This window comes from Bacillus cabrialesii (assembly GCF_004124315.2).
In the GTDB taxonomy this organism is placed as follows: domain Bacteria; phylum Bacillota; class Bacilli; order Bacillales; family Bacillaceae; genus Bacillus; species Bacillus cabrialesii.
Genome location: NZ_CP096889.1, coordinates 1189522 through 1206394 on the forward strand (window position 1 = coordinate 1189522; position 16873 = coordinate 1206394).

General features: G+C 47.1%; 17 protein-coding genes and 1 pseudogene. 8 read left to right on the plus strand and 10 right to left on the minus strand.

All coding sequences use genetic code 11. The annotated features are described in order from the left end of the window. Positions 1–98 precede the first annotated feature (98 nt). Entirely contained in the window at positions 99–578 is a 480-nt protein-coding gene (locus EFK13_RS06085; RefSeq protein WP_129506130.1) for a DinB family protein, read from the minus strand. Positions 579–842: 264 nt separating this feature from the next. Between EFK13_RS06085 and EFK13_RS06090 the strand changes: the two are divergent. Next, a pseudogene (locus tag EFK13_RS06090) lies at positions 843–1647 on the plus strand (phytoene/squalene synthase family protein). A gap of 37 nt (positions 1648–1684) precedes the next feature. Here the strand turns inward: EFK13_RS06090 and EFK13_RS06095 are convergent. Continuing rightward, positions 1685–3052, minus strand: a complete 1368-nt coding sequence (locus EFK13_RS06095) for an MATE family efflux transporter (protein ID WP_129506128.1) — start codon at positions 3050–3052, stop codon at positions 1685–1687. Positions 3053–3175: 123 nt separating this feature from the next. Between EFK13_RS06095 and EFK13_RS06100 the strand changes: the two genes are divergently transcribed. From EFK13_RS06100 to iolX, 3 genes are all read left to right on the plus strand, one after another. Beyond that, positions 3176–4039 carry an AraC family transcriptional regulator gene (locus tag EFK13_RS06100; RefSeq protein WP_129506171.1) on the plus strand — a complete coding sequence of 288 codons (864 nt, stop codon included), beginning with the start codon at positions 3176–3178 and terminating at the stop codon, positions 4037–4039. Between the two features lie 17 nt (positions 4040–4056). Continuing rightward, positions 4057–5070, plus strand: a complete 1014-nt coding sequence (locus EFK13_RS06105) for a LacI family DNA-binding transcriptional regulator (protein ID WP_129506127.1) — start codon at positions 4057–4059, stop codon at positions 5068–5070. Positions 5071–5277: 207 nt separating this feature from the next. Beyond that, positions 5278–6306, plus strand: a complete 1029-nt coding sequence (iolX, locus tag EFK13_RS06110; protein ID WP_129506126.1) for a scyllo-inositol 2-dehydrogenase — start codon at positions 5278–5280, stop codon at positions 6304–6306. A gap of 40 nt (positions 6307–6346) precedes the next feature. Here the strand turns inward: iolX and EFK13_RS06115 are convergent, their stop codons facing one another. Both EFK13_RS06115 and EFK13_RS06120 read right to left on the minus strand, forming a co-directional pair. Next, complete coding sequence (locus EFK13_RS06115) at positions 6347–6856, minus strand: DinB family protein (RefSeq protein WP_129506125.1); 510 nt, start codon at positions 6854–6856, stop codon at positions 6347–6349. Positions 6857–6906: 50 nt separating this feature from the next. After that, a complete protein-coding gene (locus tag EFK13_RS06120) occupies positions 6907–7518 on the minus strand; it encodes a LysE/ArgO family amino acid transporter (RefSeq protein WP_129506124.1) in 612 nt (203 codons plus the stop codon). 116 nt (positions 7519–7634) lie between these two features. Between EFK13_RS06120 and pdxR the strand changes: the two genes are divergently transcribed. Then, positions 7635–9086, plus strand: coding sequence for a MocR-like pyridoxine biosynthesis transcription factor PdxR (pdxR, locus tag EFK13_RS06125; RefSeq protein WP_129506123.1), 1452 nt, complete (start codon positions 7635–7637; stop codon positions 9084–9086). A gap of 7 nt (positions 9087–9093) precedes the next feature. Here pdxR and EFK13_RS06130 read toward each other — a convergent pair whose 3' ends face one another. Beyond that, positions 9094–9732 (minus strand): pentapeptide repeat-containing protein, encoded by a 639-nt coding sequence (locus EFK13_RS06130; protein ID WP_129506122.1) that lies wholly within the window; start codon positions 9730–9732, stop codon positions 9094–9096. A 205-nt stretch (positions 9733–9937) separates the two neighbouring features. On the opposite strand from EFK13_RS06130, the gene EFK13_RS06135 reads away from it, so the two are divergent. Next, positions 9938–10744: an alpha/beta fold hydrolase gene (locus tag EFK13_RS06135; RefSeq protein ID WP_129506121.1), complete on the plus strand. Its 807-nt coding sequence runs from the start codon at positions 9938–9940 to the stop codon at positions 10742–10744. Positions 10745–10771: 27 nt separating this feature from the next. Here EFK13_RS06135 and cysC read toward each other — a convergent pair whose 3' ends face one another. The 3 genes from cysC to EFK13_RS06150 all read right to left on the minus strand — a co-directional run bounded on the left by cysC (position 10772) and on the right by EFK13_RS06150 (position 13339). Continuing rightward, entirely contained in the window at positions 10772–11371 is a 600-nt protein-coding gene (gene cysC, locus EFK13_RS06140) for an adenylyl-sulfate kinase (protein ID WP_129506120.1), read from the minus strand. After that, the gene (sat, locus tag EFK13_RS06145) at positions 11368–12537 is read right to left on the minus strand and encodes a sulfate adenylyltransferase (RefSeq protein ID WP_129506119.1); all 1170 of its coding nucleotides are present in this window, start codon (positions 12535–12537) and stop codon (positions 11368–11370) included. Before sat ends, cysC begins: the two co-directional genes overlap by 4 nt. A gap of 100 nt (positions 12538–12637) precedes the next feature. Next, positions 12638–13339: a phosphoadenylyl-sulfate reductase gene (locus EFK13_RS06150; protein ID WP_407062073.1), complete on the minus strand. Its 702-nt coding sequence runs from the start codon at positions 13337–13339 to the stop codon at positions 12638–12640. A gap of 202 nt (positions 13340–13541) precedes the next feature. Between EFK13_RS06150 and EFK13_RS06155 the strand changes: the two genes are divergently transcribed. Both EFK13_RS06155 and EFK13_RS06160 read left to right on the plus strand, forming a co-directional pair. Next, the gene (locus EFK13_RS06155) at positions 13542–14228 is read left to right on the plus strand and encodes a 2-phosphosulfolactate phosphatase (RefSeq protein ID WP_129506117.1); all 687 of its coding nucleotides are present in this window, start codon (positions 13542–13544) and stop codon (positions 14226–14228) included. After that, on the plus strand, positions 14225–14983 hold the full coding sequence (locus EFK13_RS06160; RefSeq protein WP_129506116.1) for a phosphosulfolactate synthase: 759 nt from the start codon (positions 14225–14227) through the stop codon (positions 14981–14983). The genes EFK13_RS06155 and EFK13_RS06160 overlap by 4 nt, the downstream gene beginning before the upstream one ends. A 44-nt stretch (positions 14984–15027) precedes the next feature. Here EFK13_RS06160 and EFK13_RS06165 read toward each other — a convergent pair whose 3' ends face one another. Both EFK13_RS06165 and EFK13_RS06170 read right to left on the minus strand, forming a co-directional pair. Continuing rightward, positions 15028–15657, minus strand: coding sequence for a YitT family protein (locus EFK13_RS06165; protein WP_064813489.1), 630 nt, complete (start codon positions 15655–15657; stop codon positions 15028–15030). 95 nt (positions 15658–15752) lie between these two features. Next, positions 15753–16868, minus strand: coding sequence for a mandelate racemase/muconate lactonizing enzyme family protein (locus tag EFK13_RS06170; RefSeq protein WP_129506115.1), 1116 nt, complete (start codon positions 16866–16868; stop codon positions 15753–15755). Between the last annotated feature and the right edge of the window lie 5 nt (positions 16869–16873).

Consider the following 16873-nt stretch of genomic DNA (forward strand, 5'->3'; position numbering starts at 1 on the left):
AAGAAGGATAGATGAGCAGAGAAAATATATGCTCTATCTATCCTTTTTTGTACAACAGCACTATCGAATTGTTGCTGCGCCAAAGTTCCCGCGTTCCTTCAATAAGAATGAATAGGTTTTAATGTTCTGCCGATAAAATTAGCTGATACCGGGCTTAGCTTTAATTCCCTAGCCCGTACAGAAAGTTGACCAATATGGTGAATTTCGTGAGCGATGATATGATGTAATATTTCATCTCGCGTATATAAAACACCTTTCTCCCAAGGAACGCTTACAAGTTCATCTTTTATTTGATCTGAATGTGTTTCTAAAACATCAATTATTTCAGTTCGGAATGTATTTGAGAGAGATTTCACTTTATTGAGTGTATGATAATCAGCGAACTGAACAACGATATCTTCTTTTCCTTGGATAGCACGAACCCAACTATATTCCACATCAATAATATGAAAAAGGGTATATAAAATATTCTCTACCCCGCCAAGACGGTTTTTAAGTAATTCTTCAGTGGTTAGTTGATGACACCAAGTAAACCATTGATCTCTAACCTGCCAGTTATATTCAAAAAATTTTATCACTGAACTCACTCCAATACTATCATGTATCAAATAACAATTAGCCCTTTTTTCCGTGATTCCTCTATTATTGAAGTAATGATTGATAAATGTTTACATTCTATCTGTTGTATGATTCAAAATAAAAAAGCATATCTCGTCGATGATGCTGTTCAGACTAGGTATACGAGGTTTAGCAGCATGCTGCGTCTTGTTACTTTTACAAAGTAAGAATCGGCATTTTCTTCATATACAATTAGGAAAAAACATACTAGACTTGAAGAAGCAGTGATACATAGGAGTGAGAAAAATGAAAGAGATAAAAGAAGCTTACCAGCAATGCGGACAGATTGTTGGCGAATACGCGCCAGCCTGTTTCAAAGCATTATCATATCTCCCGCTAAAGCAAAGACAAGCCGCTTGGGCAGTATTGTCGTTTTGCCACACGGCGGCCAGTGCAGACGAAAAGGTATTGCCCGCATTTGAAGCTGAGGCTGATCATGTTTACCAAAGGACAAATAACGGTAATCACCATCTATGGAAGGCTTTTGATCATGCGTATCAGACCTTTACATTGGACAGCGAACCTTTTCGGGAGTTTATTGCCGCACAAAAAGAAGACGCCAAGCCGTATGATGACCTTGATGAACTGCTCATGTACGCATATCAGACGGGCGGTGCTGCCGGATTGATGCTGCTGCCGATACTGACACGCCGAAAACAAGATCAGCTCAAACAAGCAGCCGTCTCTCTCGGCTTGGCCATACAGCTGGTTCGCTTCTTAAGTGATCTTGGCACAGATCAGCAAAAAAACCGCATTCCCCGCCAGGTAATGCAGCAATTCGGCTATACAGAGGCTGATCTCCAAAAAGGCACCGTAAATAAAGCGTTCACGATGACGTGGGAGTATATCGCATTTGAAGCGGAAGCCTATCTTGAAGAGTGCCTGGATGCCTTGCCGCTTTTCCCTAAGTATTCGCAAAAGGCGGTGGAAACGGCAGCTCACCTGTACCGAGCGGTTTTAGAAAAAATCAGGACTGAGCAGTACAATGTTTTTGAACAGGCGCAGCGAAGCAAAGCGAATTCTGTCTAAACGATAAAAAACACCCGGGCCTCGTTTGAGCCGGGTGTTACGCCATACCTTTTTGAATCCAGATGCGGGAGCGCCATCTTCTGTACATTAAGATTCCCCGGACCCATTCGTCCGCGATGAACGAAATCCAAATGCCGGCAAGGCCGAAACCGAGGTGGATGCCGAACAGATAAGCGAGCGGGAGGCCGATCCCCCACATCGAAATCATTGCCATGTAAACCGGGAATTTCGCATCCCCCGCTGCACGCAGGGAGTTAATGATAATGACATTAAACGAGCGGCCGGGTTCAAGGATAATCGTCATGGCAATCAAAAGGCTCGCAGTCGCAATAATGTCAGGGCTTTGTGTAAAGATGCCGATCAGGTCTTTTGAAAAGATCGTCATTAAAACTGATGTCGCCGCGGCAATTCCGAGTGCCCAATATAAGCTCTTCATGCAGCGCTCATACGCGGCATCAAACTGTTTGCCGCCGATATAGCGGCCGATTAAAATTTGCGTGCCCTGGCTGATCGCGGTGCCGAACAGCAAAATAAACATCGTAATATTTTGCGTATACACTTTTGTTGTCAAAGCCTGCGCGCCCATAATGGCGATAAAATACGTGACAATCATTTGCGAAAGGTTGTATGAAAGCTGTTCTCCCGCAGAAGGGATGCCGATTTTCAGCAGCTTGCGCAAATGTTCTTTATGCATATGAAACACTTTTTTCAGCGACATCTTCAGCTGGATGCGCTTGTTGACAATGACAATCATCGCGATTAATCCGATGACGCGGGCGATAGATGTAGACATCGCCACACCGGCAACGCCGAGAACAGGAAAGCCAAACAAACCGAAAATCACAACAAAGTTTCCGGCAATGTTTAAAATGTTCATGCCGATTGTGACAAACATTGTATCTTTTGTATAACCGTAGCTTTTTAAGATCGCGCTGAATGTCATGATTAAAGCCTGGATAAAGGACAGACCTCCGACAACTTGTAAAAAGACTTTCGCATCAGGCATCAGCTCGTTTGATAATCCCATCATATGAAGCAGAGGGACGGCTGCAAAAAAGACGCCGGCGCTAATGGCAAGACTGATAAAGAAGTTGGCGCCGATTGACACATAAGCGACTTCCATTGCTTCTTTCTTTTGCCGTGACCCCAAAAATTGTGAAATGATAACGGTGGTTCCTGTTGCGATAAAGCTGAACATCACGATAATTAAATTCAAAACCTGGTTGCTGACGCCGACTGCTGCCACGCTGTTATCTGAGTATTGGCTGAGCATCAGTGTATCGGCATTACCCATAAACATATATAATGAGACCTCAATGAAGATCGGCCAAGTAAGCGAAAATAATGAGAACGATTTGTCAGCGGGTTTTTTCAAAGCAGTTGATTTGAAGACAGCTTGTTTCATAGTGTCTAACCCCTTTCGTAAATAAAATCAACGTTTTAAAGTGTACCTCCATTTCCCTATAATAAAAAGGGAGAGAAACGATACTTCTTGCAAAAATCCGACTTAAAAAGGAGGATGATGAAAATGCCTCGCATCCTGTTTACAGTCCCGCCTTTTCCGGTATTTATCGCAGCCGGAGAAGGGGTTTTTAAAAAAGGAGAAACCCATGTGAAGCGCGTTTTTTCTGTATTTGATCTGATTTACGTCAAGCAGGGAACGCTTTATATAACGGAAAATGAAAAATCGTTCTCTGTTGAAGGCGGCGAGTACATCTTGCTTTCTCCCGGTCTTGAACACTATGGGACGAAGGGCAGTGATGAAGAAACCTCCTATTATTGGCTTCACTTTGATGAACATCGATATGAATTTACGGCAAAGGGAGGCAGCAATTGGTCTGAGCTTCAGCAGGAAAAAGGGAGCTTCGAGCAGCCGGCCCGCTATGGACTGGCTTTGCCGAGAAAAGGCAAGGTGCAGCGCCCGCAGTTTATGGCGCAGCAGTTTGAAAGGCTGATCGATTACTCGGCGGAAAACTCCGATTTGCCGCTCAGAAAGCAAATCTTATTTGAGGAGCTGATGCTGCATCTTCAGAAAGAGGCGTTTCAAATTCCATCCGCAAAAGAGCGGGTTGCCTGGGAGGCGGCCCGGTACTTACAGGAGCATTTTAAGGAAAAGACGACAATTAAGGATCTCTCGCTCGCCCTTCACTATCATCAGGATTATGTGAGCCGCTGCATGCAGCAGGTGCTCGGCGTCACGCCGGCACAATACACGAACCGGGTGAGAATGACAGAAGCGAAGCGCCTTTTATCCTCTACAAATGATAAAATGGGCGTCATTGCGGAAACGGTCGGAATGGAAGACCCGACGTACTTTTCAAAACTCTTTAAGCAGATAGAAGGCATTTCACCAATTGAATACCGGAAAATTGTCAGCCGGAAAGTTCAATAACCAGACGAGGGATGAACATGAAAACAACGATCTATGATGTGGCAAAGGCGGCGGGAGTCTCGATCACAACTGTGTCGCGTGTGATTAACAATACGGGCAGAATCAGCGGCAAAACGCGGCAAAAGGTGATGAATGTCATGAAGGAAATGGCGTACACACCCAATGTCCACGCCGCGGCATTAACTGGAAAACGAACGAATATGATCGCGCTTGTGACGCCTGATATTTCAAATCCGTTTTACGGCGAACTTGCCAAAAGCATTGAGGAGAGGGCTGATGAACTCGGTTTTCAAATGATGATTTGCAGCACCGATTACGATCCGAAAAAAGAAACGAAATATTTTTCAATGCTGAAGCAGAAAAAGGTGGACGGAATTATTTTTGCGACAGGGATTGAGAACCATGGCAGCATGTCTGCTTTGGAGGAAATCGCCAATGAACAAATTCCCCTTGCCATGATTTCTCAGGATAAGCCGCTGCTTCCGATGGATATTGTCGTGATGGATGACGTTCGCGGCGGGTATGAGGCTGCCAAGCATCTTCTGTCACTCGGCCACACGAACATCGCCTGCATTGTGGGAGATGGGTCAACGACGGGGGAAAAAAACAGAATCAAAGGCTTCCGTCAGGCGATGGAGGAAGCGGGCGTGCCTGTCGATGAATCGCTTATCATCCCGACGCGCTTTTCTTTGGAAAGCGGCAAGGAAGAAGCGGGAAAATTGCTGGGCAAAAACGCTCCAACAGCTATTTTTGCCTTCAACGATGTATTAGCCTGCGCCGCCGTACAAGCTGCGAGAATAAGAGGCATAAAAGTGCCCGATGACCTTTCCATCATCGGTTTTGATAACACGATACTTGCAGAAATGGCAGCCCCGCCCCTGACCACCGTGGCCCAGCCGATTAAAGATATGGGGCGAAACGTCATCGAACTGCTGGCAGAAGCCATCGAAGGAAAACGAAAGACAAAACAAAAAATCGTGCTGCCCCCTGAGCTCATCGTCCGGCATTCCACGGCCCCGCCAAAAGCATGAGCCCGCTAATGAGCGGGTTCTTTTCATTTTGACAGTTGAAGCCAAAAAACATATTGCGTGGATACAAAAGTCAGTGTACAATGAAACCATCTTTTGAGAAAGCGCTTGCGCATTTTGTGATAGCGGGTCGAACCGCTGTTTTTCAGCTGATAAAAGAAAGCGCTTTCTCTAAGCGGCATTAAAATGAGATAAAGGAGAGGATGGGACGTGGAACATCAAATAAGATGCGCAGTATTAGGATTAGGAAGGCTCGGCTATTATCATGCGAAAAATCTCGTCACCAGTGTTCCGGGGGCAAAGCTTGTCAGTGTCGGTGATCCGTTGAAAGGGAGAGCGGAGCAGGTTGCAAGAGAATTCGGTATTGAAAAATGGTCAGAGGCCCCGTACGAGTTGTTAGAAGATCCCGGCATTGACGCTGTCATTATCGTAACGCCGACAAGCACACATGGCGATATGATCATCAAAGCAGCGGAGAACGGTAAGCAAATCTTCGTTGAAAAACCGCTGACATTAAGCCTTGAGGAATCAAAAGCAGTTTCTGAAAAAGTGAAAGAGACAGGTGTTATTTGCCAAGTCGGCTTTATGAGGCGATTCGATCCCGCGTACGCAGATGCCAAACGGCGGATCGATGCTGGAGAAATCGGCAAACCCATCTATTATAAAGGCTTTACGCGCGACCAGGGAGCACCTCCGGCAGCGTTTATCAAACACAGCGGCGGGATCTTTATTGACTGCTCCATTCATGACTATGATATGGCCCGTTATTTGCTCGGAGCGGAAATCACTTCTGTCTCGGGGCACGGCAGGATTCTGAATAATCCGTTTATGGAGCAGTACGGCGATGTGGATCAGGCGCTGACGTATTTAGAATTTGACTCTGGCGCTGCGGGGGATGTCGAGGCAAGCAGAACCTCTCCATACGGACATGACATCCGGGCGGAAGTTATCGGGACTGAGGGCAGTATTTTCATAGGGACATTGAGGAATCAACATGTGACCATCCTGACAGCTAAAGGGAGCAGCTATGATATTATCCCAGACTTTCAAACTCGTTTTCATGAAGCCTACTGCTTAGAGCTTGAGCATTTTGCCGAGTGTGTCCGGAATGGAACAACGCCGATTGTGACAGACGTCGATGCCACGATCAATTTAGAAGTCAGTATCGCCGCGACCAATTCATATCGAAGCGGCAGGCCCGTACAACTGGATGTGAAGCGTGCTTACACCGGTTTGTAAGCGTTATCAATTCTTATTCCGATCAAAAAGCAAGGGTAGCTTAACCCTTGCTTTCTTTCTTTTCATATAAATAGTATACATAATCAGTAGGCGCGCCTGTATGGTCCAGCTGCCTCAGCATGGCGGTCACGTTTCCTCTATGATAAGTGCCATGATTGACGACATGCAGGATGGTTTCTGCATAGGTTGATTCCAGTGTCCCGAGTTTCGGATGCTGCATTGAGAAGGTCTGTTCTAAGTCCGGCTGCCGGCTGAAGAAATCATGATATTGTAACTCCAACTCGGAAGCATGCTGTTTAATCGCTGCCATATCACCATGTGCCGGCTCGAATTTGCTTACGCCGTCTATGATCTTTTGGTAGGCAACTCCTGAAAGAACGTTCAGCCAAATGTAGTCAGCTTTGCACATATGAAGCAGCACGTCGCTGACAGAAGGGAACACGCTCTTTACTTCTTGATAAGCTGTTTCCTCCGGCAGGTTTTCGATATGGTTAAATATTCGCTTGTTTGCCCAAGTATGATAGTCATAAAACTGTTTTGCATCAGTCATCGGCATTGCCTCCTTTTCTCTAAGAATTCGCTGTTTTAACTGTTTTTCCTTCAATTGCTGAAAAGCGATACCCCGAAATATCCTGCTGCTGCCCACATCACCAATGCGGAGCATTTGTTTACGATCAGCATAAGCCTGCCGTTCGCATCAATCGTCTGAAACAGCCGGCCCGCTATCACAAGGCTGATAAACCAAAACCAAGATACAGCGATGCAAGCGGCCATAAAGAGCCATTTCTCAAGCCCCGAATATTGGAGCGAGCTCGTGCCGATGACGCCGATCGTGTCCAGAATGGCGTGCGGGTTTAAAAGAGAAACAGCGGCCGCAAACGCGGCTTGCTTTTTTGCTGTGAACGCATTTTTCTCATTTTGGTTTGCGTTTGGGCGGCTGTTCCAAGTCACCCAGCCCATATAAAGTAAAAACAAAAATCCGCCGGCCATTATTACCGTTTCAAAAACAGGCACCTGCTGCACGATGACAGATACACCCGCAACGGCTAAAACAATTAACAGGGTATCGCAGACAGAAGCGCTGATGACGGCGGGGAGTGCCCGCCAAATATGCCTTTGCCACGCTCCTTGCTGAAAAATAAACGCATTCTGCGCTCCCAGCGGCAAAATTAAGCCCAAGGCAAGCACAAATCCGTGAATGATCGCACTCATGCTGAAAAACTCCCTTCACATCTGTTTTTTCAATCATAAGGAAAAATCCCTCTAAAGTCTCCGGCCATTTGGTTGGGTTTAGAACCAGCCAAATGTATAATATGAAAAAAGGGGGGATGACCTTGTCGCAATGGCAGCCAAGCCGAGGTTCGGATATTCCGCTGCACCGGCAGATCGAACAATACATGAAAGACAAAATTCTTCACGGAGAGTGGGCTGTGGGGACAAAAATTCCTTCACAGAGAACGCTGGCCAGCATGTTTCAAGTCAACCGCAGCACAGTGACAGCAGCCATTGATGAACTCACGTCTCAAGGACTGTTAGAGGGGAGAAGTGGAGGCGGCACGAAGGTTGTAAACAGCACATGGAGCGTGCTGGCGGCTGAGCCTCCGCTCGATTGGAGCGATTACGTCCGTTCAGGAATTCATCACCCTAATTCTTCTATCATTCAAGATATTAATCAAAACGAACCAAGAGCGGATATCATCAGATTAGGCACAGGAGAGCTTTCACCGGATCTGCTGCCTGCTGACACAATGCGCCGGATGTTTCAGAGGATCAATTCGCAGGCTCTGTCTTTAGGGTACGAGCAGCCGAAAGGAAACCGTCAGCTGCGGGAGGCGGTGGCGGAGCATTTAAAAGGCAAGCAGATCCATGTCAGTCCGTCAGCGATTGTAATTGTGTCAGGCGCGCTTCAGGCGCTTCAGCTTATTTCAATCGGGCTTCTAAAACGGGGTTCAGTCATTTTGACGGAAAAGCCGTCCTACCTTCAATCTTTGCATGTGTTTCAATCATCGGGGATGCGGCTTCGCGGTTTGCCGATGGATAAAGAAGGCATCAAAGCGGGGCTGATTTCTTCATATCGAAAACAATACGGAGGACAGTTGCTTTACACCATTCCGTCGTTTCATAATCCGACAGGCATCGTCATGTCAGAGCAGCGAAGGAAGGAGATCATCATCCTGTCAAAAAAAGAACAGCTGCCCATTATTGAGGATGATGCGTACGGTGATTTGTGGTTTGAAGAAAAACCGCCGCAGCCGTTAAAAGCAATGGACCAAGATGGGAATATTTTATATCTGGGCACTTTTTCAAAAACAGTTAGTCCCGGTCTTCGAATCGGCTGGCTTGCCGGACCGGAGCCGGTCATTGAAAGGCTGGCGGATATTAAAATGCAGACAGACTACGGATCGAGCGGCCTGTCCCAGTGGGCGGCTGCCGAGTGGCTGTCGCGGGGGTATTATGAAGAACATCTGACAAGGTTAAGGAGGGTGTTAAAACAAAGGAGAGACGCGGCGATACATTTTCTCAAGCGATATGCCGGAGACATCGCGACGTGGCGGATGCCTGCTGGCGGTTTTTATATTTGGGTGACATTTCACAATACCTTGCCTGTCAGCCGTTTTTTTCATGAAATGCTGAAACAGCAGGTGCTTGTGAATCCCGGTTCCATTTATGATGGCGAAAACCGAAACAGCATCAGGCTGTCATATTCCTATGCATCTCTTGCGGATTTGGAAACGGGCATTAAAGCGGCAGCCGAAACAGCCCGCCGCCTGATGTCCTAAGCGTTTGTTATACAATGACGGCTCCAAGCGACCTGGCAAAAGCAATCGCGTGCTCCGGCGCGATTTTGCAGCCTTTCAATTTGTCGAGGGAGACATGAAGCTGTTCAAATCGGCACGTACTGATGTCCATGTTTTGAAGGGATGTGCCGGTAAAGTTCGCGCCTTCCAGTTCGCACCCGTCAAAGTGTGTGTGCTGGAGCGCCGTATTGCTGCACTCACTTTGCAAAAGGGCGCAGCGATCAAATCGAACTTGTTTCATATTTGAGTACGAAAATGAACTGAAATGTCCGTGGCACTCCTCGAATGAAACATTCCGCAGCGTTGATTCCGCCACATTCATTCCAACCATTTTTGACTGTTTAATTGAAGTTCTGTGAATGACAGCCCCGCTGAAATCGGCGTTCGACAGATCACACTTCTCAAAGATCACATCGGTCAGTTCAATATGCCGGAAAGACACATCGATAAACACGACATTTCTGAAAAGCGTTTTTTCCACACAAAGTCTGTCGATATCTTCGCCGAAGATTGTACAATCTTCAAACAAATGCATGCTGATTACATCATCCTGCGTCACAGTTTCATGAAAATCTGCCGTTTGCAGGTTTTCCGGTATGTGCGGTTTTTGAATGGTTATTTTATTCATGTGATGACATCCTTTACTGCCCGAAAACCAGAAGCCTCCGGGATCAATTTAATAGATCGTTATGGAAATTGATACATATAGTAAATCGTAAAGAGCCTTTTCTTGGTATAGCAGCCCGCTTGTTTTGTAAGCATAAATGGAAAGCTTCCTGTACGTCAAGGCGTTTACAAGGCCGGGAAAGAAAAGGGAACAGGAGGAATGCGGAATGGGGCATTACATCAAAACCGAGGAGCATGTGACACTGTTTGTAGAGGATATCGGGCATGGAAGGCCGATTATCTTTTTGCACGGGTGGCCGTTGAATCATAAGATGTTTGAATATCAAATGAATGAGCTTCCGAAAAGAGGATTCCGTTTCATTGGCGTTGATTTACGTGGATATGGTCAGTCTGACCGCCCGTGGGAAGGCTATGATTATGACACGATGGCCGATGACGTGAAGGCTGTCATTTATACGCTGCAGCTTGAGAACGCGGTTCTTGCCGGGTTTTCGATGGGCGGCGCCATTGCCATCCGTTATATGGCAAGGCATGAAGGAGCCGATATTGGCAAGCTGATATTATTGTCTGCAGCGGCGCCCGCATTTACAAAACGACCGGGTTATCCGTACGGGATGAGGAAGCAGGATATTGACGATATGATTGAACAATTCAAAATGGATCGGCCCAAAACACTAGCTGATTTAGGGACACAGTTTTTTGAGAAAAACGTGTCTCCGGAGCTCAGACTTTGGTTTCTCAATCTGATGCTGGAGGCTTCCTCCTACGGGACGATTCACTCGGGCATTGCATTAAGAGACGAGGATCTCAGAAAGGATCTTGCGTCAATCAAGGTTCCGACGCTGATCCTGCACGGAAGAAAGGATAAAATTGCGCCGTTTGATTTTGCGAAAGAATTAAAGCGCGGCATCAAGCACTCGGAATTGGTTCCGTTTGTGAACAGCGGGCACGGGGCTTTTTATGAAGAAAAAGACAAGATCAACAGGTTGATTGCGCAGTTTGCGGGATCATAAGAAAAAACCCGATATGGATCGGGTTTTTTATATGATTCCTTTGCTTTGCAGTTCTGCGATGATCAGATCAGCTCCATCTGAAATAGATGTCTGGTCTGACTCAATGATGAAATCGGGTGAAAGCGGCGGTTCATACGGGGAATCGATCCCGGTGAAATGTTTGATCTCTCCGTTTCGCGCTTTTTTATAAAGTCCTTTCGGATCGCGCTGTTCACATACATGCAGCGGGCACTTTACATAAATTTCGAAGAACTCTCCCTCAGGAAAGAGCGCTCTGACCATGTCCCGATCCTCTCTGAATGGAGAAATAAAAGCCGTTAAAATCATTTGCCCGCTGTCGACAAAAAGCTTCGCCACTTCTCCGATCCGGCGGATGTTTTCAATCCTGTCTTCAGTCTGAAAACCAAGATCTTTGTTTAACCCGTGGCGGATATTATCACCGTCGAGCACATAGCTTTGAATGCCCATTCGGTAAAGCTTTTCATCAACGGCATTGGCCAGCACCGATTTTCCTGAACCGGACAGCCCGGTAAACCAGAGGGCGCAGCTTTTGTGTCCGTTTAAGGATTGTCTGTCAGACTTCGAGATCGCAGCGGTGTGCCAAATGATGTTTGGATTGTGTGTCACTGTAATCCCCCGCTGTTTTGCTGGATGGCAACGGGCTGTTGATGAAGCCCCTTGATCAGCACGTTTGCGACCTCAGGCCGGCTGAATTCTTTAGGAGGTTTTTTGCCTTGGCGGAGAAGCTCACGCACTTTTGTGCCTGATAAGTGGATGTGGTCTCTTTGGCTGTGCGGACATGTTTTCGAGGTGCCCATGTTTCCGCATTTTCGGCAGTAAAAGCTGTGCTCGAAAAACAGCGGCTTGATGCCAAGCTCCTCCTCTGTGAATGCTTGAAAAATATTTTGCGCGTCATAGGTTCCGTAATAGCTGCCGACACCCGCGTGATCACGGCCTACAATAAAATGGGTGCAGCCGTAGTTTTTGCGGACGAGGGCATGGAAAATCGCTTCCCGCGGACCTGCATATCGCATGGCGGCAGGGAAAACTGACAGCATGACCCGATCCTTTGGATAATAGTGATCGAGCAAAACCTGGTAGCTCTCCATTCTGATATCGCTCGGGATATCGTCAGACTTCGTTTCTCCCACAAGCGGATGAAGCAGCAGACCGTCGACCGTTTCTAACGCTGTTTTTTGAATGTATTCATGCGCTCTGTGAACAGGGTTCCTGGTTTGAAAACCGACAATCGTTTTCCACCCGAGTTTTTTAAAGGCCGCTCTTGTTTCTGCGGGTGCCGCGTAAAACTGTTCGAAGGATTTGTCGGGAAGGCGGCCGACCGTGATAGGCCCTCCGATATAGTAATCCGGACGCGCCAGCAATTTTTTTACACCGGGATGAGCGGGATCGTTTGTTTTAAAAACAGACAGTGCTTCTTGTGTTTTATCAGGCTGATAGATATCAGTGACTGCGATCATGCCGTAGGTGACGCCGTCTTTCACAAGCTTGACGCAATCTCCGGGGGACAGCTGTTTTGCTGTTTTTTCGTCGACCGGCAGCGTAATCGGCAGGCTCCACGGCAAGCCGTTTGCCAGTCTCATCTCTTTCACTACGGAATGATAATCTTTTTCTCCCAAAAAACCTGTTAACGGGCTGTATCCGCCGATCGCGATAAGCTCCAGATCGCTCAGTGCAAGCTGATCCAGCTCCGCTTCGCACGTGCACCCCTCAAAATGGCATGCGGGATCACAGCGGTTGATTAACACCCCTCCGTGGGGCTCATTTCCATTCAACGTGTTCAACCTCCATTTTTACGTTTCCTTTGTTTTTTCTGCGCCTGCTGAAAAGCTTTAAAGCAGCGCACAGCGTCATTTCATTCCTATGGCAAGGCCATTAATCCTGATGCAGGCCGCATTCTGTTTTCTCCCGTCCTGCCCATCTTCCAGCCCTCTCATCGTTCGGGTCCGAGGAAGGCAATGTACACATTTCACAGCCTATGCTCGGATAATGTTGATCGTGCAGTTTGTTATAAGGCAAATTGTGCAGGCGGATGTAGGTCCAAACGTCATTCCATGTCCAGTGGATGAGCGGGCAAATTTTGATGAGCTTAAACTTCTGATCAAGATTCACGTATTGAATATGCTTTCTCGTCGGCGATTGCTCCCGGCGCAGCCCTGAAATCCACGCTGTCATGCCGGACAGGTGTTTTTTCAGCGGCTCGATTTTCCGCAATTGGCAGCAGAGGTTCGGATTATGCTTCCACAGCTCTCCGCCGTATTGCGTCTCCTGTTCTTTTAAGTTCAGCTCGGGCTCAAGCAGCTGGATTGTCAACCTCGGATATCGCTCTTTGACGGTCTCGATCAGCTCGTATGTTTCCTGAAAATGCAGCCCTGTATCCAAAAAGATGATGTGCGCGTTTTTGTTGATTTTTGATATAAGGTCGAGAAGCACCATCCCTTCTGCGCCAAAGCTGCACGCGTACACAATCTTTTCCCCGTATGTTCGGTAAGCCCATTTCAACACATCAAGCTCATCGATCAATTGATCCGCTATCTGCTTGGACAGGGTGTCGTTCCATGTGTCAAATGTGATCATTTGTTCGTTCAACGTTTTCCCCCCCGTTTTCGTCTGTCTGTTTTTCTATCTATTGATCGAGTTATAGGCAGACTATTCATTTTTTGCATAAAGGTTCAGGGTTTTTAGGTCCGGCGCCCGCCTAAAATGAGGAGCGGAACCATTAAGAGAGCGGCTGAATATGCTTTTAAGCAAAATGGTTTTATGCCCAAGGAGAGGTATTATGCCGATTACCATTTATCAGGGGCATCATCATTCGCTTGCCCCGGCGGATATTAACATCGTCATTGATGTCATCAGAGCTTTTACAGTCGCCCATTATGCGTTTATCGGCGGGGCGAAAGAGATTTTATTGGCCGGAACAGCAGAGGAAGCCTTTGCGCTGAAAGACACTTATCCAGATTACGTATTGACGGGAGAGGAAAAGGGGGTCGGTATCAGCGGGTTTGATTTAGATAATTCTCCAAAACGCATGGCGAAGCAGGATATGGGGGATAAGCGCCTGATCCAGAAAACAACCAACGGCGTCACAGCAACGTTAGGGGCGCTGAACGCCAAGCATCTGTTCGTGACCGGATTTTCCAACGCCAGGACAACGGCAGAGCATGTGAAAACACTGGCTGCTAAGGATTGTGTCATGAACATTGTCGCTTCCCATCCGTCAGGCGATGACGATGTGGCGTGTGCGGAGTATATAAAGGGCATTATTGAAGGGACGAATGAGGTAACGGCCGCGGAGGCGATTGAAAGGATAAAACGCTCTTCTGTTGCGGAGAAGTTTTTTGACCGCCGCCAGCCATTGTTTGATCCGGAAGACATATCATACTGTACAAAAGAACTGACGGGCGATTTCGTGATGAAAGTAAAACAAGAAAGAGAAGTTCCAACGATAGAGAGGGTCATAATATGAATGATTTTTCACTAGAATTGCCAGTGAGAACAAGCAAGCCGAGAAAAACCGGACAGACCATTTTAATTGACAACGGCTATCCCTTGCAATTTTTCAAAGATGTAATAGCCGCAGCATCCGACTATATTGATTTTGTGAAATTCGGCTGGGGCACATCACTACTTACGAAAGACCTTGAAGAAAAAATCAGCGCGCTGAAAGAGCATGACATTAAATTCTTCTTTGGCGGCACACTGTTTGAGAAATATGTAAGCCAAAAAAAGGTGAATGAATTTCATCGCTACTGCACCTATTTCGGCTGTGAATATATCGAGATTTCAAACGGCACGCTTCCAATGACGAATAAGGAGAAAGCCGCTTATATTGCCGATTTTTCTGATGAATTTCTTGTGCTGAGCGAGGTGGGCAGCAAGGATGCGGAATTATCAAGCCGGCAAAGCTCTGAGGAATGGCTTGAGTATATCGTTGAGGATATGGAAGCGGGCGCGGAAAAAGTGATTACAGAAGCAAGGGAAAGCGGAACAGGAGGCATTTGTTCCAGCAGCGGCGATGTCAGGTTTCAAATTGTCGATGACATCATTTCCTCGGATATTGATATCAACAGGCTGATTTTTGAAGCGCCGAACAAAGCGCTCCAGCAAGGGTTTATTCAAAGGATTGGGTCGAATGTGAATTTGGCCAATATCCCATTTCATGATGCGATCGCGTTGGAGACGCTGCGTTTAGGGCTAAGATCCGATACCTTTTATTTGTAAAACAGCGGCTGCGGGGCTCTCGCCGTGAAGAGAGCCTCTGCCTATTATTTTTTATGGCGGTACATAGGCGTGAGATAGGGGAGTGAGGTCAGACGGATGTTATAGATGAAGTCGATGACCCTTGTCGATATCACTTGGCATATCAGGGCTTGAATGACGATGCCCCATGCAATAATAGACGCGGTCACCATAAAAATGATGCAATTCATGATGAGCAGGATCGTCCCGGGATTTCCCCCGCGGTAAATAGAAATCATCAGAGCGAGGGCCCCAAATCCTCCGTTTGAAATTTTGTATTTGTATAGAAGACCGATGCCGAGTCCCAATAACACAGCGCCGCTTGCCAGATCCAGCCACAGGTTTGATGTGATATCAGGAAAAACCGCATCAAAGATCAATACCGAGACAGAGGTGACGGTGATAGAAGCGAGGGTGCCGGTGAATGTTCTCATCTCCAGCCATTTTAAAGCGGTAAAAAGCATTGATACATTCACAGCCCACACGGAAAAGCCGTGGGGAATTTGAAACAGATAATGCAACAGCACCGCAATACCTGCTGCCCCGCCAGTCGGAATATCATGCGGAAATAAAAACAAGGACATGCCGAGTCCCTGCAGTACGCCGCCTACGACAATCATAAACGTGAGTTTTGCTTTCATCAGCAGTTCAGCCATTAAGTCATTTGCTCCTTTATGAAAAGACTTGTCCGCTGTTTCCATTTTATGAGGCTGTCCATCATTTATGTCTGCAAATAAAGAAATGGCCCAGCTTAATATGCTGAGCCATCCCACTTGTAGCGATTGACGATCTCCATATTGATTTCTGAGCCAATCCCTTTTCCTTTCGGGATGTGCACCTTTCCTTTTGCTGGATGAAGGCTGATGAGATCTGTAAAAGGATTCTCCATGACGTCCCACTCGATCGGTTCAATTTGATCGTTCTCCATTTTAGACCATGGAGGCAGACAGGCTTGCGCAAACAAAGCATATAGCCGTGAAAGCGATCCGTCATATGCATGAGCGGACGCTCTGACGCCGAAATAACGCGCGAGCTGGAGGCAGTCCCGAAACTCATCGATCCCGTTGGCATGCATGACATCGGGCTGAATGATATCCAAACAGCGCTGTGAAAGGAGAGGGGCAAATTGGTCTGCGCCTTTCATGTTTTCTCCGCCGGCAACAGGAACAGACAAACGGGTGCGCAGCAAAGCGTAATCCTTTGGCTGATCAAAGGGCATAGGCTCTTCAAGCCAGCTGATGTTTGCCCATTTTGTGAAATAGCGTTCCCATTTCATAGCTGTTGCGGCGTCGTAGCTTTGATTTGCGTCCAGAATCATCATCATGGAGCTGCCGGCTGTATGCTGCAGCGCATTGATGTGCCGGACATCTTCTTCAAACGACGTCCCGCCGATTTTGACTTTGATTTGCTTAAAGCCCTTTTTTAACTGAGCTTCAACGCTGGAAACCGAACGGCTGATCCATTGCGGATGGTCTGAATACGATTGAAAAGAGGCGTATACAGGAATCTCTTCTCTGTACCGTCCGCCCCATAGCCCGCAAACCGAACAATCCGCAGCTTTGGCCGCGATTTCTGTCAGCGCCATGCTTACAGCGGAGGCCGCCCGCTGATGCCATTTTTGAATTGTGCGCACCAATGGCAGGCGGCTGCCGGCCTGTTTTCCTAAAAGATACGGGATAATCCGTTTGGTAAAGCCGACATGGAGAGCCGGGAGCCAATCAACGCATTCTCCCCAGCCGTCAATTCCGCTTTCTGTGACAATTCTGATGAGATAGCAAGTTCGATATCGTTTAAACCCATTCGCGTCTCCGTAGGGCTTTTCTAATCGGTGTAAAAGCGGAAAGGTTTCAACCTGTACAATTTTCAAACTGT